This is a genomic window from Hydrogenophaga palleronii, assembly GCF_031457455.1.
Classification (GTDB): Bacteria; Pseudomonadota; Gammaproteobacteria; order Burkholderiales; family Burkholderiaceae_C; genus Hydrogenophaga; species Hydrogenophaga palleronii_A.
Genome location: NZ_JAVDWU010000003.1, coordinates 293,063 through 312,262, shown reverse-complemented (window position 1 = coordinate 312,262; position 19,200 = coordinate 293,063). Strand labels below are relative to the sequence as shown.

Below are 19,200 nucleotides of genomic sequence, written 5' to 3'. Positions count from 1 at the left end.
GCAACCCAGGTTGCCCGTTTTTTTGCCTGCACGCCGTTGCCACCGGTTCGCATTGAATGTAGTATTTACTACATCAACCCACGAACACAATCAGGAGCAGCACACATGGCAGAGATAGCCGCCGGCGGTCCATCAGGCAAGGTCGTCATCCAGAACATCGGGCTCTTGCTCTCGGGCGATATCGATCGACCCATCCTGGATGCAGACACCATCGTGGTGCAGGACGGGCTCATCACGGCGGTGGGCAAGGCCGCCGACTGCGACACCGAAGGCGCGAATGTCACCATCGATGTGCGCCAGACCTGTGTGTGCCCAGGCCTGATCGACAGCCATGTGCACCCCGTGTTCGGCGACTGGACGCCACGCCAGAACCAGATCGGCTGGATCGACTCGACCATGAATGGCGGCGTGACCACCATGATCTCGGCCGGCGAAGTGCATTTGCCCGGGCGGCCCAAGGACATCGTGGGCCTGAAGGCCCTGGCCATCACCGCACAGCGCGCCTTCGACAACTTTCGCCCGGGCGGCGTGAAAGTGCTGGCCGGCGCGCCCGTGATCGAAAAAGGCATGGTCGAGCAGGACTTCAAGGACCTGGCCGACGCTGGTGTGAAGCTGTTGGGCGAAGTGGGCCTGGGCTCGGTCAAGGCCGGATACGAAGCACAGCAGATGGTGGCCTGGGCGCGCAAGCACGGCATCCAGAGCACCATCCACACCGGCGGGCCGTCGATTCCCGGCTCAGGCCTGATCGACAAGGATGTGGTGCTGGAGGCGGACGCCGACATCATTGGCCACATCAACGGTGGGCACACCGCCTTGCCGGAAGCCCACGTGTGCGAGCTTTGTGAAAAATCGTCCCGCGCCATCGAGATCGTGCACAACGGCAACGAGAAGGTGGCCATTGCCGCCGCACAGGCGGCACTGCAGCTCAAGTGCCCGCACCGGGTGATCCTGGGCACCGACGGTCCGGCGGGCTCGGGTGTTCAGCCCTTGGGCATGCTGCGCATGGTGGCGCTGTTGTCCAGCCTGGGCAACATCCCGCCCGAACTGGTGTTCTGCTTTGCCACCGGCAACACGGCCCGCATCCGGGGCCTGAACTGCGGCCTGATCGAAGTGGGCCGCGCCGCCGACTTCGTGTTCATGGACAAGGCCCAGCATTCGGCCGGCAAAGGCCTGCTGGAAAGTGTGGCGCTGGGTGACATTCCCGGCGTGGGCATGGTGATGATCGACGGCATCGTGCGCTGCGGCCGCAGCCGCAACACGCCGCCGGCCACAGAGATCCCGGTCGTTCTGTAGGCCCTAAGCCGTCTGCATGATCTGCTGCCACCCCGGCAGGTTCAGCAGCTCCACCTCCCCATAGTGCAGCTTCACCAGACCCTGCAGTTCCAGTTCGCGCAAGACCTTGTTGACCGTCTGCCGGGTCATGCCCAGCGTGGAGGCCAGTTGGTCCTGCGAGAGGTGCAAGCGGGTTCGCGGCGCGTCTTCCTTGAAACCGTAGCCATGGGCCACCAGCCAGAGCCGCTTGATCAGCCGGCTTCTTGCCGGCAATTGCGCGTCCAGCGGAATGAGCTGGTAGGCCCGGCGCAGCTTGCTCACGGCCAGGCGGGCGATGTCGCGCCAGCACCAGGCGTGCTGGTCCAGAAACGGCATCAAGTCGGCGCGGGCGACCGACAGCAACAGGGCCTGCTGTTCTGCCACCGCCACGTGTGAGCGAGGCTCGCCGTCGATGAACGACATCTCGCCGAACCAGTGCGAGGGGTCCAGCGTGGCCAGCAGGGGCATGGCGCCCGACGCGTCGGGGTAGTAGGCCTGCACCTGGCCGCTGAGCACGCAATAGAGCGCGTGGTCGGTCGCGCCGTGCTCGAACACCCGGCCTCCCGCAGACACCTTGCGCAGGCGACCGTGCAGAAGCAGCGCGTCCTGCAGAACCGCCGGGCAGCTGGCGTACCAGGCGTTGCCGAGCAGGGTCGGTTTCCAGACGGCGTTCTGTTCAGCGCGGGATGCCGGGGTCATGGGGATCAAATGAACAAACTGTCGGCCAATTGATATTCAGGATACAGGGCCGGGCCTAGTATGCCGAATCGGCGTACCCGTATGCGGTCCTGGCACGGCGGTGCGCCCGAGCGGGTACCGAACCTGTGCGCGCTTTCAGCTTCCCTACTTCCCGATGGAACCACAATGAAAAAGATCTCCCTGGCGCTGTCCCTGCTGGTCTGCGCCATCCATGCCTACATCCTCGCCATCGAGATGTTCTTCTGGAACAAACCGCTGGGCATGAAGACGTTCAACCTGGCGCCGGAGTTTGCCAACGCCACCGTGGTCATGGCGGCCAACCAGGGTTTGTACAACGGATTCCTGGCGGCAGGCATCCTCTGGGCGGTGATCTTCAAGCACAGGCAGAGTCTGGCCTTCGTGCTGACCTGCGTGGCGGTGGCAGGCATGTACGGCGCCTACACCTCGACCGCCAAGGCCTTGTTCGTACAGACCGTGCCCGCTGTGCTGGCGCTGGTGGCGCTGTACCTTTCGTCTCGCTCGGCCACCGGGTCGGCGCGCACAGGGCTCGCCGCCCGTTGAGCGCTTACAGCATCGGCCTTGTCAACATGCCCTGAAAGGCCTGCGCGCCGGTTGCTTTGAAGCGCCAGTCGTGTTTCACGACAGCCGCCCGCGCAACCAGCCGGCGAGATCGGCCACCACCTCCGCACCCACCGGCGACACGGCCGTGAAATGAATGCAAGCGTGGATGGCGCTTGGGTAGTGGCGGTGCTCGGTGGCCACGCCCGATTGTTCGATGCGTTGCGCGAGCGCATGGCCTTCGTCGCGCAGCGGGTCGTGGCCCATGGTGGCGACCCAGGTGGGCGGCAGGTTGGCCAGCGTGGGGGCGCTCAGCAAGGCGAAATCCGGGTGCCGCTTGAGTTCGTCGCGATCACCCAGGTAGCTGTCAATGAACCATTGCATGACGCCCAGGGTGAGAAACTTGCCTTCGCCGTTCTCAGCCATTGAGGCACTGGGCTCGCTGTGATGCTGCGCCACCGGATAGATCAGGCCCAGGGCGCGCGGCGGCATGATCGTTCCGGCCGTGCGCAGGCACGCGACGGTGGCCAACTGGGCTCCCGCGCTGTCGCCCGCGACGGCGACGCGTGACGGATCGACGCGCATGGCGCGCGCATGCGTTGCCAGCCACTGAAGCACGCAGATCACATCGTCCACGGCGGCGGGAAACGGGTGCTCCGGCGCAAGCCGGTAGTCCACCGCCACCACCACGGCACCCACGTCGTGGCACAGGGTGCGGCACACCGCGTCGTGGGTTTCAAGGTCGCCGATCACGTAGCCACCGCCATGCACATAGAACAGCGCGGGCAGTTCACCCACGGCATCGGGGTGGTAGATGCGCAGCTTGAGCGGTCCGCCAGGGCCGGGGATATGCCGGTCTTCCGTGGTCACGGCCGGTGGCGGCAAGCCCAGGCCGGCAGCGAGGTCGCGGTAGATCTGGCGCCCGATTTCAGGCGGCAGCGACTCCAGCGGCGGATTGCCCTGCGCCGCGGCTTGCGCCAGAAAACCAGCGAGGGCGGGGTCCATGGGTGCGCGGGGAAGTGTGGTGGGGATGGACATGGGTTCTCCTGAATCAGATGGATCAGATGGATCAGATGGATCAGATGGATCAGATGGATGTGGCCATGGACTCGCTTTGCAGAAACCACTTCTGCAGCAGCGCGTTGAAAACGGCGGGTTGTTCCAGCTGGGGGGTGTGTCCACAGTCCTGCAGCCGCACCAGTTCGGAACCGCTGCACAGGCTGTGCGCCGCGATGGAGTGGGCAATCGGCAGCACCACGTCCTGTTCACCGTGAACGATCCGCATGGGCATGCCCAGGCTGCCCAGAACCTGATGGGAACGGGCCCACACTTCCCGGCGCTGGCCGCCCAGTGTGGTCATGCCGCGAAGCAGCTTCAGGAAGTGAGCGGAGGCACCCGGCCTGTGCACGTTGCGCTCGATGGCGGTGCGCACCTGCGGCGTGATGGCATCGGGCCGCAGCACGATCGCCTTGATCTGTTGTGCCACCGCCATGGGGCCGGGCCTGTTCATCAGCTCCCCCAGCCAGGGCAGCGTCATCAGCTTGAAGGCGCCGAACACCTCGGCGCCCAGGGACGCCGAGTTGCACAGCACCAGGGATACGACACGGGCAGGCTTCTGGTCGGCCATGCGCAGGGACATGGCCGCCCCCAGCGAATTGCCCACCAGGTGCGCCTGCTCGATCCCCAGTTGGTCCAGCAGCTGCCAGGCCACGCGAGCCTGCCCGTCCAGGCTCATGGCGCTGGCCAGCTCATCCGACAGCCCGTGCCCGGGCATGTCCCAGGCGATCAGGCGCAAGGACTGACCCAGGGCGTCGAACTGCCGGTGCCAGAACTCCAGCGATTCGCCAATGCCGTGCGTCATCAATACCGAAGGTCCGGACCCTCCGCTGTCCCAATAGCGAATCCTGGCGCCGTCGATCTGCACGAAAGGGTCGTTCATGGTCGTTCCTTCTTTCAGAACGGGATGGTGGTCTTGAGCCAGAACTGGGTGCCCGCTGTGCGTGCGCGCACGCCAGACTCCTTGGCCAGCTTGGCGGTGATGAACCAGCCCTTGCCGCCGTCGTACTTCAGGTTCGGGCCGATCGAGTAGGCGCGTCCCTTGGAGCCCGGCAAAGACTGCCCATTCAGTTTGTCATCGGAGAGCTGCTGGTAGATGTTGCCGCCCACGCCCACCACCCAGCCATTGCCCAGTCCCCAGCCCAGGGCATAGTCGATGTTCAGCTCATTGCCCGAGCGGTAGCCGGTGTCCTTGTTGGTGCGGTTCAGGCTCAGGCCGATCTTGGCATCGGCGTTCAAACCGTTCGGATCGATCCAGGAGACCAGGTAGATTGGCTGGAGCGACGCGTAGTTGCGGCCGATGTTGACCGGTCGGGCCGCGTCGTAGCTGCCCACCGGCAGCACCAGGTCCAGCGCCGCCACGCTGTGCAGCTGCGGCGAATGGTGCCAGGCCACGCCTGTGCCCACGGTCACGTCGCCCAGGCCGGTGCGCGAAGCCGACTGACCCGCCACGCTGACCTTGACGTTGACCAGCGGCAGGATGGTGTGGGCCACCAGCTGACCGCCCAGCACGGGCTTGTCCGTCACCCAGGCGATGCGGGTGGCGGCCGCCACGGCATTCACCTTGAAGCCGGGCACCGGGATGGCATTGCCCTGTGCGTCATTGAGCCGATCGGCGCTGTAGACGTTGACGTACTCCAGCACATAGACGCCCGGTGGCGGCGCGGCGCCCGCCAGGTGGTTTTCGGCCCCGATGGGGTAGGTCGATCCGCCCCCCTCGGTGGCGAACGATGCCGAGGCGGCGGTGAGCAGGGCTGCAGCGCCCATGAGCAGGTTGGTTTTTTTCATGAAGTCTCCTCTTGGTGGTTGAAAAAAGTGGTGATGGATCAGGGGGTAGGGGCAGTCAGTGGCGGCGCCTGTATCCACACAGGGGCCGCGATCTTCCAGTGGCCGTTGCGCCAGGTCACGGGCAGGCTGGCGCGGTTGGGTGCATGGGCCTGTGCCTGGCCCACATGAAAGGGCATGCCCAGGAAAGAGAGTTCGGCTTCAGGCATGTCGCGCAAAGCCTGGGCGAATGTCGCGCGGGTGATGGGCCCCTGGATCTGGCGTGCCACGCGAACGAAGACTTGTGCAGAGACGTAGCCCCCTTGCGCCAGCGCGCTCAGCGGCAGCTCGCCTTGGCGCATGACGCGCTTCCAGTCCAGCATCGCCAGCGACGCGCTCTGCCAGGGCTCGAATTCCGCCATCACGTACACGCGCGCCTGTGGCGAGCGGATGGCCTTGGCCACCTGGTCGGTGTAGGCCGGGGTGAGAAAGATCCAGTCGATGCTTCCCATGCCCTGCTTCTGCGCCTCTTCCAGCCAGCGCAGCACGGCGGGTTCATGGCCGGTGAAGATCACGGCGCCACAGGTGCGGGCCAGGCGGTCACGCACGGCATCGGCAAAGTCGGCGTCCGGCTGCAGGAAGGCCACATCGGCCAGCGCCGATTTCAATGAAGGTTTGAGGCGGTCGAGCGAGCGTCTGTAGCCGGCCCCCATGCCGGGCAGGTCCAGAATGCTCAGGCAGACCCGCTGGTGCTTGAGGTGTTCTGCCGCAAAAGCGACGGCGTTTTCCAGAGCCAGGTAAGGCCCGTTGTTCATGGGCACGATGTGCGACGAAGCAAAGCACTCCGGTGCCACCGACGCGCCCTGCAGCGACATCAGCCCGGCCGCGGCGTAGGTGGCGGCATTCACCGGACAGTCGAACAGGCCCGACCCGCCCACCAGCGCGACCACCTCCGGGTCGGCCACCAGTTTCCTGGCAGCGCTGGCCGCCGTTTGAGGGTTCGGGCCTTCGTCCAGCGACAGGTATTCGATGCGGCGACCGTTCACACCACCAGCGGCGTTGACGGCATTGAAGTAGCTCGCGGCCGCCCAGGACGATTCAGGAAAGCCGGCCTGTCCGGCGAGCGCGCTGACGGCGCCCACGCGGATGGGACGCTCGCTCTGCGCAAACGCGGCCGTGGCACAGGCAGCGGCCAGCACCGCACCGGCCACCGATCGCCATACAGGTCGTCCGTGTCGCTGTGAAAGCACGTCAGGCTCTTAGATGTAGGTCGAAGCCAGCCCGCCATCCACCGGCAGGTTGATGCCGCTGACCCAGCGCGAGGCGTCGCTGCACAGGAAGGCGATCACTGGTGCCACCTCGTCGCTGAAAGCGGGGCGCTTCATGCGGTGCGCGTCTTTTTCCACGCGCTCGTTGCCCAGCATCTGCACGAAGTCGCCCAGGATGGGCGTGAACACCGGGCCAGGCGCCACGCAGTTCATGCGCACGCCGCGCTCCAGGAACTGCTTCTGCGACTGGGTGTAGGTCCAGACGATCAGCGCTTCCTTGAAGTACTGATAGCAGGTCTCTTGCGGCACCGGGTGTTTCGCGAGCCAGGCGGCGCCGGCCTCGAAGCTGGCGGTGGCGCCCAGTTCGCGGTGCAGCTCCAGGCGGGCCGGCCATTCGGCACCCAGGATGGACGAGATGTTGACCACCGAGCCGCCTTCGCCCATGCGCTCCATCACGCGCTGCGTGAAGTGGCGCAGACCCAGGTAGTTGACCTTGCCCACCAGCTCGGCGGGCGCCGTGCCGGGCACGCCGGCGATGTTGGCCAGCGCGTCGATGTGCGCGGGCAACTGGGCCATGGCGGCGTCGATGGCGGCCGGGTCGCCCAGGTCGATCTTGACGAAGCCGTCCAGCGTGAGCATGGGATCGTTGCGGTCCACGCCGATCACGCGCGCACCTTGCAGGCGGGCGAGTTTGGCGAAGTCGGAGCCGATGCCCGAGCCGCAGCCCGTGACGACGATGGTTTTGCCTTGGAGGTTCATGGAGCAGTCCTTTCTTGGGGGATGGAAACGGGTGAAGCAGGAGGGCGGGCAAAGAGCCGCACCAGGCGGGGGCTCAGTGCGCCCCACAGCCCTTGCGGCAGAAACAGGGCACAGCCGGCGGCGGCCGCGCCCAGACCAGCGAGGTACCAGGCGCCGAAGTCGCCCAAAAATTCCTGCAGCGCAAACAGCAGCAGCGCGCCGATGTAGGGTCCGGGCCCGCTGCGCAGGCCGCCCACCAGCACCATGAACAGCATCAGCACCGACCACTGCACGCCGAAGTTGGTGCGCGGCAGAAAGGTGATGGCGCTGGCCAGCCAGGCCACACCGGCCAGTGCCGCGCCAAAGGCCGCCAGCACGTAGATCGCCTGGCGGGTGCGCAGCACGCGCACGCCCAGCGAGGCGGCGGCCTCGTCGTCGTCACCAATGGCCCGGGCGGCGGTGCCCACGTGGCTGCGCAGCAGCACGGCCATGGCCAGCGCCATGCCGGCCAGCGCGGCCAGCGCGAACCAGTAGCCGATGCTGCGGCGCAGCGCCGGCTCCACCGCGTTGAGCGCGATCAGCGAGGTGCCGGTTTCGCCCTGGATCAGCGGGTCCAGCATCACCAGGATGCGGATCACCTCGGCCACCACCCAGGTGCCGATGGCGAACTCGCCATGCTTTAGGCGCAGCACATAGAAAGACAGCACCCAGGCCACCAGCGCCGCCCCCACTGCGCCTGCCAGCAGCGCAGGGTAGGCCGGCAGGCCGCCGTCCACCAGGCGCAGCGCCAGGTAGCCGCCCAGGCCGAAGAAGGCCTGCTGGCCCACCGACACCAGGCCTGCATAACCGGCCATGAGGTTCCAGGTGGTGGCCAGCAGCATGTAGATGAACAGCGTGGTGAGCTTGTCCACCATCGAGGCGCCCGCAAAGGCGGGCACATAGGCCAGCAGCAGCACGGCGGCGAGCGCGAGCGAAAGTTGTTTGGAGGTGTTCATGCCTGTGCCGCCTTTCGTGCACGCGGGTGGCGCCAGGCGGGCAACGCGGGGCGGCCCAGCTGGTGGCGGTGATGGCGCCACAGGCGAGCGCCCAGCACCGCCAGGAACAGCAGGTGGCCGGCGAGCTGGAAGCCCTGTGGCGCCCACAGCGCGCCCAGGCTCTGCGCCACGCCCAGCAGCACGCCACCCAGCAGCGTGCCCCACAGCGAACCAATGCCGCCGATCACCACCGCCTCAAAGGCCTGGATCAGCAAAGTGGGCCCGCCATAGGGTTCCACCGTGGCCTGCATGGCCAGCGCCGCACCGGCCAGGCCGGCCAGCGCTACAGCGATGGCGGCGGCTGCCCGGTGCACGCGCTGCGCGTCCACACCGCACAGCGCAGCGGCCTCGGGGTCGCTGGCGGCGGCGCGGATGGCGCGGCCCAGGGCCGTGTGGCTGAGCACCAGCTGCAACGCGCTCAGCACCGCCACCGCGAGCAAGAAGACGATCACCGGCAACTGACCCACGATGATGCCGCCGGGCAGTTCCCAACTGGCCCAGGCCAGGTCGCCCAGCGCGCTGCCCAGCGAACGGGCCTCCGAGCCCACCGCGCCGTACAGCGCGTTCTGCAGCACCGCGCCCAGGCCAAAGGTCACCAGCAGCGGCAGCAGAATGCCCGCCCGCAGCGTGCGCGCGAACAGCCAGCGCTGCAGCACGATGCCGACCACTGCCATCACCGGCAGCATCAGCAACAGCGCCAGCCAGGGTGACATGCCGAAACGCTCGGTCAGCGTGATCACGCCAAAAGCGCCCACGATGGCCAGGTCGCCGTGCGCGAGGTTGATGATGCGCATCACGCCAAACATCAGGGACAGGCCGGCCGCGAGGATGGCGTAGAAGCCCCCCAGCAGCAGGCCCTGGATCAGGGCTTCGGTCATGCTTGTGTCTCCATGGGTCGTTCGGCCTGGGCGCTTGATTCAACGCCTGCTTCAACGCCGAAGTAAGCCGCCGTGACGGCTTCGCGGGTGAGCGACTCTGCAGGGCCTTGCAGCACGATGCGGCCCTCGCGCAGGCACAACACCCGGTCGGCAAAGGCCATGGCGCGCGACAGGTCCTGCTCCACCAGCAGCAGGCTGGTGCGGCCGACTTCGCGCAGATGGGCGAGGTTGCGGTAGACCTCTTCCACCGCCAGCGGCGACAGGCCCAGCGACACCTCGTCGAGCAGCAGCACGTCGGGGTTGGTCATGAGCGCGCGGCCAATCGCTGCGGCCTGGCGTTGCCCGCCGGAGAGCGCCCCAGCGGGCCGGTCGATGATGGGTGGCAGCGCGGGCAGCGCCTCCAGCACGCGGGGCAGGGTCCAGTCGCCGGGGCGGCCGTTGTCGCCGGCCACGCGCAGGTTCTCGCGCACGCTCATGTCGTCAAACAGGCGTCGGCCCTCGGGCACCATGGCCAGGCCGCTGCGCACGCGCTGGTGGGCCAGCAACGCAGTGATGTCGGCGCCGTCGAGCAGCACCTTGCCCGCCGCGCTGGGGTGCACGCCGGCCAGGCAGCGCAGCAGTGTGGTCTTGCCCGCGCCGTTGGCGCCGATCAGGGCCACCACCTCGCCGCGTGCGATGGAAAAATCCAGGTCGCGCACGGCGACCAGTTGGCCATGCGCCGCGCGCAGGCCTTGTACTTCAAGCAGGGTGTCGTTCATTTGAGAATCTCCCGCGCTCATGCCGGAATCCCTCCGAGGTAAGCGCTCATCACCCGCGGGTCGGCCATCACCTCACTGGGCGTGCCTTCGGCCAGCACGGCACCGGCGTCCATGCAGATCAGGCGGTCGATCACGCGCAGCAGCGCGTGCAGCACATGCTCGATCCAGACGATGGTCAGGCCGTCGTCGCGCAGCGTGCCGATGAGGTCGACCAGCTGGTGCAGTTCGCCTTCGGTGAGCCCGCCGCCGATCTCGTCGAGCAGCAGCACGGTGGGCTGCGTGGCCAGGGTGCGCGCGAGTTCCAGGCGCTTGCGGTCCAGCAGGCCCAGCGTGGCGGTGGGCCGGGCCGCCAGCGCGCCCAGGCCCACGCGGTCCAGCGCCTCTTGCGCCTGCTTCAGTGCTGCGGCGCCGCGCATGCCCGCGCCGTGCTGCGCGGCCACCAGCGTGTTCTCCAGCACCGACATGCCCAGAAACGGCCGTGGCACCTGGTGGGTGCGCGCAATGCCGTGGCGGCAGCGTGTGGCCGCAGGCCATGCGCTGATGTCCTGGCCTTCAAAATGCACCTGGCCTTCGCTGGCCGGCAACGTGCCCGCGAGCACGCCAAACAGCGTGGTCTTGCCCGCACCGTTCGGGCCCACCACCCCCAGCGCTTCACCGCGCCGGATGGCAATGTCCACGCCGTGCAGCACAGCCAGGCTGCCAAAGCGCTTCACGATGCGCGTGCCGCTCAAGAGATCCATGATGACCTTCAGTCGAAGAATGGAAAGAGAAGAGAAAAATGCCCGCGCGGCCCCATACCATCCCTCAGATCACCGCGCGGGCGGAAAAAGCAGTTGAGCGCAGCAGTCTCAACCCAGGGCGCCGTGGAACCGGCTTTGCCGGGCCACCAGCGCCGCCCCCTGAGGGGGAAGCGCCGCAGGCGCATCGGGGGGGAGCGGAGTCTTCAGGCCCCCATCGCGTACGCCGTCATCTTTGCGGTCGTCGGCACGCGCGGATGGTCCACGTTGGAAACGATCTCGACATCAAACTTCGCCTTCGAGCCCGGCTTGGCGCGCACCCACTGCACGCCCACCACACCGGTGGGGGTGCAGTTGGGCACCGGCCCGGCGGTGAAGTCCACCAGGCCCACCGCGGTCTCGGTTTTCAGCGTGGCCAGCGACTGCGCCATTGCTGCGCGGTCCTTGGGGTTGGGGCAGGCGCGCACGGCCGCCAGTGCGGCGTCGAACAGCGAGGCGGTGGCGCCCAGCTGCTGGTTCCACACCTTGCCGCTGGCCTTCTCATAGCTGTCGGCCAGTTGTGCGCACGACAGGCCGGTGGCCGGCGACTGGAACGGATAGCTGCGGTGCCAGTAGGCCCCGGCATGCAGGCCGTGGCCCAGCGCGCCCAGTGCCTCCAGTTCGGCGGCGAACAGGCCGGCCTTGGCCATCTGCATGATCTTCACCTGCTTGGCCAGGCCGCGCTGTGCAGCCTGGCGCCAGAACACGGCGAAGTCGGGCGGGAAGGGGAAGGTGTTGATGATCTCCACGCCCTCTTTCCTGAACAGCGCGATCTGTGCCGAGAAGTCGGCCACACCGTTCTGGTACGGTCCGGCGTCGACCACGGTGAAGCCGGCTTTCTCCAACTGAGGGATCAGCAGGCCGCGGATCGCGTTGCCGTCGGCATCGGCCGGCAGCAGCATGCCCACCTTCTTGTTGGTGGGCACGAGGTTCCACTGGTCGGCGTAAAGCTTGGCGAAGTTGCCCACACCGAACGAGAAGTGGTAGGTCCACTTGAACGGCGAAGGCTCGCCCGGCTTGGCGCCGCGACCGAAGTAGAACGCTTCCCAAGGCGATGTGGTGGACAGCGCCGGAATGCCTGCGGCCTCGCAGGCGTCGGCCACCGGGTTCACCGTCTCGGGCGTGGAGGTGGACAGCACCAGGTCGACCTTGTCGCTGTTGATCAGCTCCTTGGCCACTTGCGCGGCGCGCACCGGGTTGGACTGCGTGTCCTTGTGGATGAATTCCAGCTTCAGGCGCTTGCCACCGGCGTCGATGCCTCCGGCCACGGTCTTGCGCACCAGATCCAGCACATGGCCATCGCCCTCGCCGAAGATGCCCAGCGGGCCGGAGGTGGGGCTGACCACGCCGATGCGCAGTGTGTCGCTCTGGGCAAATGCCAGCATCGGCAGTGCGGCACCGGCGGCGGTGGCGACACCGGCGCGAAGCACATCGCGGCGGCCCAGGTGGTTTTGTGTGTTGTTCATGTTTGTCTCCTCTAGTGGGGGTGAATTGCGAAGATCAGGACCGGATCAGAAGGGGAATGCTGGTGGCGCGTCCTTCACCGTGATCCACTGCCACTGCGTGTACTCGTCGATGTCTGCCGGGCCACCCACGCTGCCGCCGTTGCCACCGATGCCGGGGCCACCAAAGGGGTTGGTGCACTCGTCGCAAACGGTCTGGTCGTTGATGTGGACCATGCCGGCGCGCAGGCGCTGGCCAATGGCCATGGCGCGGCCGATCGAGGGGCTGATCACCGCAGCGGCCAGGCCACCCTGGCTGGTGTTGGCCAGCTGCACGGCTTCGTCGTCGGTGCTGAACGTGACCAGGTTGACCACCGGGCCGAAGGGCTCTTCGTCGAACGAGCGGATGCCGGGCTTCACGCCCGAAAGCACGGTGGGCTTGTAGCAAAGGCCCTCGTAGGTGCCGCCGGCTTCGAGCACAGCGCCCTGCTTGATGCTGTCCTGAATCACGTCGTCGAAGTGCTTGAGCTGCTTGGCGTCGATCATTGGGCCCAGGGCCACCTGGCCGCTGGCACCGTCGCCCACCGGCAGGTGCGTGGCCTTGCCGACCATGCGCGCCTTGAAGCCTTCGGCAATGGACTCGTGCACCAGGATGCGGTTGGAGGCCATGCAGATCTGGCCCTGGTGGAACCAGGCGCCGAAGGCGGCGGCGCTGGCGGCGGCATCCAGGTCGGCGTCTTCCAGCACGATCAGGTTGTTGGCGCCACCCAGTTCCAGCGACACCTTCTTCAGGTGTTCACCCGCCAGCGCGCCGATGCGGCGGCCCACAGTGGGCGAGCCGGTGAAGGCGATCATGGGCACGCGCGGGTCGGTCACCAGCGCCTCGCCGGCTTCGGCATCGCCCGGCAGCACCTGCAGCACACCGGCCGGCAGGCCGGCTTCTTCGAACACTTTGGCAATGATGAAACCGCCGCTCACAGGGGTGCGCGTGTCGGGCTTGAGCACCACCGCATTGCCCAGTGCCAGCGCCGGGGCCACGGCGCGCAGGCTCAGGATCAGCGGAAAGTTGAAGGGCGAAATCACCCCCACCACGCCGTGCGGCACACGCCGCGCAAAAGACAGGCGGCCTGCCGCAGCGGGCAGCACCTGGCCTTGCGCCTGCATGGGCAGGGCTGCGGCCAGGTGGCACAGCGTGATGGACTCGTTCACCTCGTGCTGACCCTTGGGCACGATGCCGCCGGTTTCGCGAGCGATGGCCATGGCGAGTTCGCCGAAGTGCTGCTGGAACAGCGCGGCGGCGCGGTGGAACACGGCGGAGCGTTCACGCGGCCCCGTGGCGGCCCAGGCGGCCTGCGCAGCTTGTGCACGGCCAATGGCGGCGCGCATGTCAGCCGCACTGGCGATGCCCACTTTGGAGAGCACCTGGCCGGTGGCCGGTTCTTTCACGTCGCGCACGCTGCTCAGCGCGGTGGTCCACTGGCCGTCAAAGGCCTTGCCTTCCCAGAGGCTGCTGTCCAGCCAGGTCAGTTGTTCGCTCACACCCATGATTCATCTCCTGTTGAACTTGAACGCCACCACACGGTGGGTGCCACAGGAATTGCAACGGGCATACCAGCCGCGTCATGCGGCGCGGTTGCGGGAGCCTGAAACGCCGCGTTTTTCAGAGACGGAGATCAGGAGTTTCCCTAGGGTGAAAAACGACGGCCGGGACTGGGCGAAACCACCTCATATGTTTATGATTGGTAACTAAATTTGATGTTTGGATTTTCACCAGACATCAAATTTTTCACCTGGTATTCACCACCACCGCATGACCAAAAAGCGCATTTCCCTGGCCGAGCTGGCCCGTTTGGCAAGCGCGCGGCAGGCTGAAGCTGAGGCGGGAGCGCCGCAAAGGCCCTTGCCGCTGACCGGCTTCGACGTCAGCGACAGCAGCCAGGCCGGTCATCCCACGGTGGCCGACCTGAGCGAGTGCCTGTTCTTCTCGCCAGGCGACGGCCGCATCTGGCTGCAGGACCAGCGCATGCTGTTGTTGCACTCCGATGCCCTGGGCTCGCTGCGCCGCGAGCTGATCGACAGCATCGGGCTGGACAAGGCGCGCGGCCTGCTCACACGGGCAGGCTATGTGAGTGGCGCACGCGATGCGCAAATGGTGCGCCAACAATGGCCCGACGCCGACCCCACCTCCACCGCACTGGCCGGCACGCGCCTGCATGCACTGGAAGGCTCCGTGCGGGTGGAGCTGGTGCATGCCAGCTACGACGCGGTCTCAGGCGCCTACGATGGCGAATTCCTCTGGCACAACTCCATTGAAGACGACGAGCACATCGCCGCCTACGGCGTGGGCGGTTCCCCCGCGTGCTGGATGCAGGTGGGCTATGCCACCGGCTATGTGAGCACGCTGTTTGGTCGGCTCGTCGTGTTTCGCGAAATGAGCTGCCGCTCGTCCGGTGACGCTCATTGCCGTGTCATCGGCAGGTCGGCCGAACTCTGGGACGACGTGCAGCAAGACCTGCGCTACCTCAACGTCCAGTCCTTTGTCGGCAGCACAGCCAGCGATGTCGCATCCGCGCCCATTGCCGACCTGGCCGCCTTCGCCGCCGCCAACCCGGGCCCGGACCCGACCATGGTTGGCGCGTCGTCCTCCTTCAATGCAGCCTGTCACATGCTGCGCCGCGTGGCACCCACCACCGCCACGGTGCTGTTCACGGGCGAGTCCGGCGTGGGCAAGGAGATGTTTGCCAGCACCCTGCACCGCATCAGCCCCAGAGCCGAGCAACCCTTTGTGGCCATCAACTGCGCAGCCATTCCTGAAACGCTGATGGAGTCCGAGCTGTTTGGCGTGGAGCGCGGCGCCTACACCGGCGCAGGCACCTCGCGCGCCGGGCGTTTTGAACGCGCGAACGGTGGCACCCTGTTTCTGGACGAAGTGGGCACCCTGAGCTTTGTGGCCCAAGGCAAGCTGCTGCGCGCGCTGCAAGAGGGCGAAGTGGAACGCGTGGGCGGCAGCAAGACCATTCCGGTGGACGTGCGCGTGATCGCCGCGACCAACGTGGACCTGCGCCAGGCGGTGCGCAACGGCCACTTCCGCGAAGACCTGTTCTTCCGCCTCAACGTCTTCCCCATCCACCTGCCACCCCTGCGCGACCGGCGCGACGACATCCCCCTGCTGATGAGCCATTTCCTGGCGCACTACAACCGGCGCCACCGCCGCAGCGTGGCAGGCTTCAGCCAGGCCGCCGTGAAGGCCATGTACAACTACGGCTTCCCCGGCAACATCCGCGAGCTGCAGAACCTGGTGGAGCGCGGCGTGATCCTGGTGGGCGACGGCGAGGCGATTGAAGTGCACCATCTGTTCAGCAGCGGCGAGTCGCTCGCGCAGGACGTGTTGTCGCTGGCGTGGCGTGAAGACGGGCCGGTCACGCTCAACCTGCGTGGTGCGGCTCAGGTTGCTGACGAACGAGAAGCACCTGCCACTGCGCCCGGTGGCACGCTGGAGCAGGCCGAACTGGCGTTGTTGCGCCAGGCGATTCGGCGCAGTGGTGGCAATTTGTCTGCTGCGGCGCGGGATTTGGGGGTGAGCCGGGCGACGGTGGCTTATCGGGCGAAGAAGTTTGGGTTGGTGGTTTGACTCTTTTGAGGTGGCTTCACTCCCTCGCCCCTCTGGGGAGAGGGCTGGGGTGAGGGGTCTTTGCGCGCCAGTTCTCTCCCCCAGGGGCGAGGGAGTCAGACACCAAGCTCACGATTGACGCGGGCCCAGCGAGTGAAGCGCCGCCTTCACAACACTCGCCGCATCAACTTGAAAGAACGCCCGCAACGCCACCCGCGTATCACTGCGCCCAAACCCATCCGTCCCCAGCGTGTGGAACCGCCGCCCCTCAGGCACAAAAGCCCGCACACTCTCCGGCACCGCCCGCACATAGTCGGTCGCCGCAATCACAGGGCCTTCGCCACGCCCCAGCAACTGCGTGAGGTAAGGCACCCCATCGCCGCTGGCCACACCATCCCGCGCCAGCTCACTCCAGCTGGTGACGCTGAACACATCCACCCCCACACCCTGCTCAGCCAGTTGCTGCGCAGCCTTCACCACTTCAGTGAAGATCGCACCCGAGCCCAGCAAGGTGACGCGCTGCTTGCCACCCTGCGGCCCATAGCTGCCGAAGTGGTAACCACCCTTCAACACCCCCTCAGCCGCCCCTTCATGCAAATCAGGGTTGGCGTAGTTCTCGTTCATGAGCGTGACGTAATAAAACACGTCCCGCTGCTCCACCAGCATCTCGCGCATGCCGGCATCCACAATCACTGCCAGCTCACCCGCAAACGCCGGGTCATACGCCTTGCAGTTGGGGATAGTGGCGGCCACCAGGTGGCTGCTGCCGTCCTGGTGTTGCAGGCCTTCGCCGCCCAGCGTGGTGCGGCCCGAGGTGGCGCCCAGCAGGAAGCCGCGCGAACGTTGATCAGCAGCGGCCCAGATGGCGTCGCCCACGCGCTGGAAGCCGAACATCGAGTAGTAGATGTAGAACGGCAGCATGGCCAGGCCGTGCACGCTGTAGCTTGTGGCCGCCGCCGTCCAGCTCGCCAGCGCGCCGGCCTCGCTGATGCCTTCTTCCAGAATCTGCCCTTCCAGTGCTTCGCGATAGCTGAGCACGGAGCCAATATCTTCCGGCGCGTAGCGCTGGCCCACGCTGCTGTAGATGCCGACCTGCTTGAACAAATTGGCCATGCCAAAGGTGCGCGCTTCGTCGGCCACGATGGGCACGATGCGCGGCCCCAGCGCTGGGTCTTTCAGCAGCGTGCCCAGCATGCGCACAAAAGCCATGGTGGTGCTCATCTCCTTGCCGTCGGCCTTCAGCGCAAAACTGGCGTAGGCGTCAATGGCGGGCACCGGCACCTCCTCACACGCGGTCTCGCGCTTGGGCATGGCACCACCCAGCGCCGCACGGTGCTCGCGCAGGTAGCGCATCTCGGCGCTGTCGTCGGCGGGCTTGAAAAAGGCCAGGCCCTTGGCCTGTTCATCGGTCAACGGCAGGTTGAAGCGGTTGCGGAATTCGATCAGGTCGCCCTCGTCGAATTTCTTCTGGCTGTGCGTGGTCATCTTGCCCTGGCCGGCCGCGCCCATGCCGTAGCCCTTCTTGGTCTGCGCCAATATCACCGTGGGCTGGCCGGTGTGGGCCGCTGCAGCAGCGTATGCGGCGTGGATCTTCACCAGGTCATGGCCGCCGCGCTTCAGGCGGTCGATCTGCTCGTCCGTCATGCCCTGGGCCAGCGCCGTCAGTTCGGGGTTCTGGCCGAAGAAGTTGTCGCGGTTGAAGCGGCCGTCCTTGGCGGCGAAGGTCTGCATCTGGCCGTCCACCGTGTTGGCAAAAGCGCGCACCAGGGCGCCGGTGGTGTCGCGCGCGAACAGGCCGTCCCAGTCGCTGCCCCACACCAGCTTGATCACGTTCCAGCCCGCACCGGCAAACAGCTTTTCCAGCTCGTCGATGATGCGGCCGTTGCCGCGCACCGGGCCGTCCAGCCGCTGCAGGTTGCAGTTGACCACCCACACCAGGTTGTCCAGCTTCTCGCGCGCGGCCAGCGTGAGCGCGCTCATGCTCTCGGGCTCGTCCATCTCGCCGTCGCCAAACACGCCCCACACTTTGCGGCCTTCACAGTTGAGCAACTGCCGGTGCGTGAGGTAGCGCATGAAGCGCGCGTGGTAGATCGAGCTGATGGGGCCGATGCCCATGGAGCCGGTGGGGAACTGCCAGAAGTCCGGCATCAGCCACGGGTGCGGGTAGCTGGAAAGGCCGCGCGCGCCGCTGGCGGGGGCGGTGATTTCCTGCCGGTAGTGCAGCAGGTCGGCCTCGCTCAGCCGGCCCTCAAGGAAAGCCCGCGCATACACACCCGGCGCGCTGTGCGGCTGAAAAAACACCAAGTCACCCTGGCGCCCGGCGCGAAAGAAATGGTTGAACCCGGTCTCAAACAGATCGGCCGCGCTCGCGTAGCTGGCGATGTGCCCGCCCAGCTCGCCATACGCCTGGTTGGCCCGCACCACCATGGCCAGCGCGTTCCAGCGCATCAGCGAAGCCAGGCGCTCTTCCACCGCCAGGTCGCCGGGGAAGGCGGGCTGGTCTTCCACCGCGATGGTGTTGATGTAGGGCGTGTTCAACTCCGGCTGCCAGCCGATGCGCTGGCCCCGTGCCAGTCGCGCCATCTCGTCGAGCATGAAGCGTGCGCGCTCGGGCCCTTGTGAGGCCAGCAACGCGGTCAACGCTTCGCGCCACTCCGCTGTTTCGGAGGGGTCGGTATCGCTTTCTGGGGTGTTGAGATAACGGGCTTGGCGGGTGTCAGTCATGAACTACTGTAAGGGGTTGTTGACCACATGTGCTTTTGAATTGGCGCTGTGTTCTGAGAAAAATCAGCATAAACTGCTTCACAAATTAATTTTTAGAGTATTTATGGCTTTAGATGCAACTGATGTCCGCATATTGTCCGAGCTGCAGGAAGACGGATCGCTCAGCAACGTGGAGCTGGCGCGGCGGGTGAGTCTTTCGCCATCGCCCTGCCTGGTGCGGGTGAAGGCGCTGGAAAACGAAGGTGTGATCCAGCGCTATGTGGCGTTGGCCGATCCCAAGGCCTTGGGGCTGGGGCTTAACGTCTTCATCTCGGTCAGTCTGAAAGAGCAATCCAAGGCCGCGTTGGCCGAATTCGAGCGCCGCATCGCCGAGCACGATGAGGTGATGGAGTGCTACCTGATGTCGGGCGACAGCGACTACCTGCTGCGCGTGGCCGTGGCCGACATCGGGGCGCTGGAGCGGTTCATCCTGGAGCAGCTCTCGCCGATTCCCGGGCTGGAGAAAATCCGTTCCAGCTTCGCACTCAAGCAGGTGCGGTACAAGACGGCGTTGCCGTTGCATGCGGCTTGAGCAAAGGCTCACT

17 protein-coding genes are annotated in these 19,200 nt (G+C 66.4%); 4 read left to right on the top strand and 13 right to left on the bottom strand.

Annotation, left to right across the window (positions count from 1 at the left end; translation table 11 throughout):
• Positions 1 to 105: 105 nt before the first annotated feature.
• Positions 106 to 1,293, top strand: coding sequence for an amidohydrolase family protein (locus tag J2W49_RS09025; protein ID WP_310314583.1), 1,188 nt, complete (start codon positions 106 to 108; stop codon positions 1,291 to 1,293).
• A gap of 3 nt (positions 1,294 to 1,296) precedes the next feature.
• Here the strand turns inward: J2W49_RS09025 and J2W49_RS09020 are convergent, their stop codons facing one another.
• Positions 1,297 to 2,010, bottom strand: coding sequence for a Crp/Fnr family transcriptional regulator (locus J2W49_RS09020; protein ID WP_310314581.1), 714 nt, complete (start codon positions 2,008 to 2,010; stop codon positions 1,297 to 1,299).
• 165 nt (positions 2,011 to 2,175) lie between these two features.
• Between J2W49_RS09020 and J2W49_RS09015 the strand changes: the two genes are divergently transcribed.
• Entirely contained in the window at positions 2,176 to 2,571 is a 396-nt protein-coding gene (locus J2W49_RS09015; protein WP_310314578.1) for a DUF1304 domain-containing protein, read from the top strand.
• 75 nt (positions 2,572 to 2,646) lie between these two features.
• On the opposite strand, the gene J2W49_RS09010 is transcribed toward J2W49_RS09015, so the two are convergent.
• The 11 genes from J2W49_RS09010 to J2W49_RS08960 form a co-directional block, all read right to left on the bottom strand.
• Entirely contained in the window at positions 2,647 to 3,606 is a 960-nt protein-coding gene (locus tag J2W49_RS09010) for an alpha/beta hydrolase (protein ID WP_310314576.1), read from the bottom strand.
• 49 nt (positions 3,607 to 3,655) lie between these two features.
• A complete protein-coding gene (locus J2W49_RS09005; RefSeq protein ID WP_310314574.1) occupies positions 3,656 to 4,507 on the bottom strand; it encodes an alpha/beta fold hydrolase in 852 nt (283 codons plus the stop codon).
• A 14-nt stretch (positions 4,508 to 4,521) separates the two neighbouring features.
• Positions 4,522 to 5,412 (bottom strand): SphA family protein, encoded by an 891-nt coding sequence (locus tag J2W49_RS09000; RefSeq protein WP_310314572.1) that lies wholly within the window; start codon positions 5,410 to 5,412, stop codon positions 4,522 to 4,524.
• Between the two features lie 38 nt (positions 5,413 to 5,450).
• Positions 5,451 to 6,638, bottom strand: a complete 1,188-nt coding sequence (locus J2W49_RS08995; protein WP_310314569.1) for an ABC transporter substrate-binding protein — start codon at positions 6,636 to 6,638, stop codon at positions 5,451 to 5,453.
• Positions 6,639 to 6,647: 9 nt separating this feature from the next.
• Positions 6,648 to 7,415, bottom strand: coding sequence for a coniferyl-alcohol dehydrogenase (locus J2W49_RS08990; RefSeq protein WP_310314568.1), 768 nt, complete (start codon positions 7,413 to 7,415; stop codon positions 6,648 to 6,650).
• Positions 7,412 to 8,389 carry a branched-chain amino acid ABC transporter permease gene (locus J2W49_RS08985; RefSeq protein WP_310314564.1) on the bottom strand — a complete coding sequence of 326 codons (978 nt, stop codon included), beginning with the start codon at positions 8,387 to 8,389 and terminating at the stop codon, positions 7,412 to 7,414. The genes J2W49_RS08990 and J2W49_RS08985 overlap by 4 nt, the downstream gene beginning before the upstream one ends.
• Positions 8,386 to 9,306, bottom strand: coding sequence for a branched-chain amino acid ABC transporter permease (locus J2W49_RS08980; protein WP_310314561.1), 921 nt, complete (start codon positions 9,304 to 9,306; stop codon positions 8,386 to 8,388). Before J2W49_RS08980 ends, J2W49_RS08985 begins: the two co-directional genes overlap by 4 nt.
• A complete protein-coding gene (locus J2W49_RS08975; protein ID WP_310314559.1) occupies positions 9,303 to 10,064 on the bottom strand; it encodes an ABC transporter ATP-binding protein in 762 nt (253 codons plus the stop codon). The genes J2W49_RS08980 and J2W49_RS08975 overlap by 4 nt, the downstream gene beginning before the upstream one ends.
• A 17-nt stretch (positions 10,065 to 10,081) precedes the next feature.
• Entirely contained in the window at positions 10,082 to 10,804 is a 723-nt protein-coding gene (locus J2W49_RS08970) for an ABC transporter ATP-binding protein (protein ID WP_310314556.1), read from the bottom strand.
• A 203-nt stretch (positions 10,805 to 11,007) separates the two neighbouring features.
• Positions 11,008 to 12,306: an ABC transporter substrate-binding protein gene (locus J2W49_RS08965; protein WP_310314551.1), complete on the bottom strand. Its 1,299-nt coding sequence runs from the start codon at positions 12,304 to 12,306 to the stop codon at positions 11,008 to 11,010.
• A gap of 45 nt (positions 12,307 to 12,351) precedes the next feature.
• Positions 12,352 to 13,827: a benzaldehyde dehydrogenase gene (locus J2W49_RS08960; protein ID WP_310314548.1), complete on the bottom strand. Its 1,476-nt coding sequence runs from the start codon at positions 13,825 to 13,827 to the stop codon at positions 12,352 to 12,354.
• Positions 13,828 to 14,092: 265 nt separating this feature from the next.
• Here J2W49_RS08960 and J2W49_RS08955 point away from each other — a divergent pair, with 265 nt between their 5' ends.
• The gene (locus J2W49_RS08955; protein ID WP_310314545.1) at positions 14,093 to 15,913 is read left to right on the top strand and encodes a sigma 54-interacting transcriptional regulator; all 1,821 of its coding nucleotides are present in this window, start codon (positions 14,093 to 14,095) and stop codon (positions 15,911 to 15,913) included.
• Between the two features lie 108 nt (positions 15,914 to 16,021).
• Here J2W49_RS08955 and mdeB read toward each other — a convergent pair whose 3' ends face one another.
• Positions 16,022 to 18,616: an alpha-ketoglutarate dehydrogenase gene (mdeB, locus tag J2W49_RS08950; protein ID WP_310314542.1), complete on the bottom strand. Its 2,595-nt coding sequence runs from the start codon at positions 18,614 to 18,616 to the stop codon at positions 16,022 to 16,024.
• Between the two features lie 103 nt (positions 18,617 to 18,719).
• Between mdeB and J2W49_RS08945 the strand changes: the two genes are divergently transcribed.
• Positions 18,720 to 19,187 carry an Lrp/AsnC family transcriptional regulator gene (locus J2W49_RS08945; protein ID WP_310314539.1) on the top strand — a complete coding sequence of 156 codons (468 nt, stop codon included), beginning with the start codon at positions 18,720 to 18,722 and terminating at the stop codon, positions 19,185 to 19,187.
• Positions 19,188 to 19,200 lie beyond the last annotated feature (13 nt).

Bases quoted from the DNA above. Each gene is read 5' to 3' on its own strand.
- J2W49_RS09025 (WP_310314583.1), top strand. From the start codon at position 106: ATGGCAGAGATAGCCGCCGGCGGTCCATCAGGCAAGGTCGTCATCCAG.
- J2W49_RS09020 (WP_310314581.1), bottom strand. From the start codon at position 2,010: ATGACCCCGGCATCCCGCGCTGAACAGAACGCCGTCTGGAAACCGACC.
- J2W49_RS09015 (WP_310314578.1), top strand. From the start codon at position 2,176: ATGAAAAAGATCTCCCTGGCGCTGTCCCTGCTGGTCTGCGCCATCCAT.
- J2W49_RS09010 (WP_310314576.1), bottom strand. From the start codon at position 3,606: ATGTCCATCCCCACCACACTTCCCCGCGCACCCATGGACCCCGCCCTC.
- J2W49_RS09005 (WP_310314574.1), bottom strand. From the start codon at position 4,507: ATGAACGACCCTTTCGTGCAGATCGACGGCGCCAGGATTCGCTATTGG.
- J2W49_RS09000 (WP_310314572.1), bottom strand. From the start codon at position 5,412: ATGAAAAAAACCAACCTGCTCATGGGCGCTGCAGCCCTGCTCACCGCC.
- J2W49_RS08990 (WP_310314568.1), bottom strand. From the start codon at position 7,415: ATGAACCTCCAAGGCAAAACCATCGTCGTCACGGGCTGCGGCTCGGGC.
- J2W49_RS08985 (WP_310314564.1), bottom strand. From the start codon at position 8,389: ATGAACACCTCCAAACAACTTTCGCTCGCGCTCGCCGCCGTGCTGCTG.
- J2W49_RS08980 (WP_310314561.1), bottom strand. From the start codon at position 9,306: ATGACCGAAGCCCTGATCCAGGGCCTGCTGCTGGGGGGCTTCTACGCC.
- J2W49_RS08975 (WP_310314559.1), bottom strand. From the start codon at position 10,064: ATGAACGACACCCTGCTTGAAGTACAAGGCCTGCGCGCGGCGCATGGC.
- J2W49_RS08970 (WP_310314556.1), bottom strand. From the start codon at position 10,804: ATGGATCTCTTGAGCGGCACGCGCATCGTGAAGCGCTTTGGCAGCCTG.
- J2W49_RS08965 (WP_310314551.1), bottom strand. From the start codon at position 12,306: ATGAACAACACACAAAACCACCTGGGCCGCCGCGATGTGCTTCGCGCC.
- J2W49_RS08960 (WP_310314548.1), bottom strand. From the start codon at position 13,827: ATGGGTGTGAGCGAACAACTGACCTGGCTGGACAGCAGCCTCTGGGAA.
- J2W49_RS08955 (WP_310314545.1), top strand. From the start codon at position 14,093: ATGACCAAAAAGCGCATTTCCCTGGCCGAGCTGGCCCGTTTGGCAAGC.
- mdeB (WP_310314542.1), bottom strand. From the start codon at position 18,616: ATGACTGACACCCGCCAAGCCCGTTATCTCAACACCCCAGAAAGCGAT.
- J2W49_RS08945 (WP_310314539.1), top strand. From the start codon at position 18,720: ATGGCTTTAGATGCAACTGATGTCCGCATATTGTCCGAGCTGCAGGAA.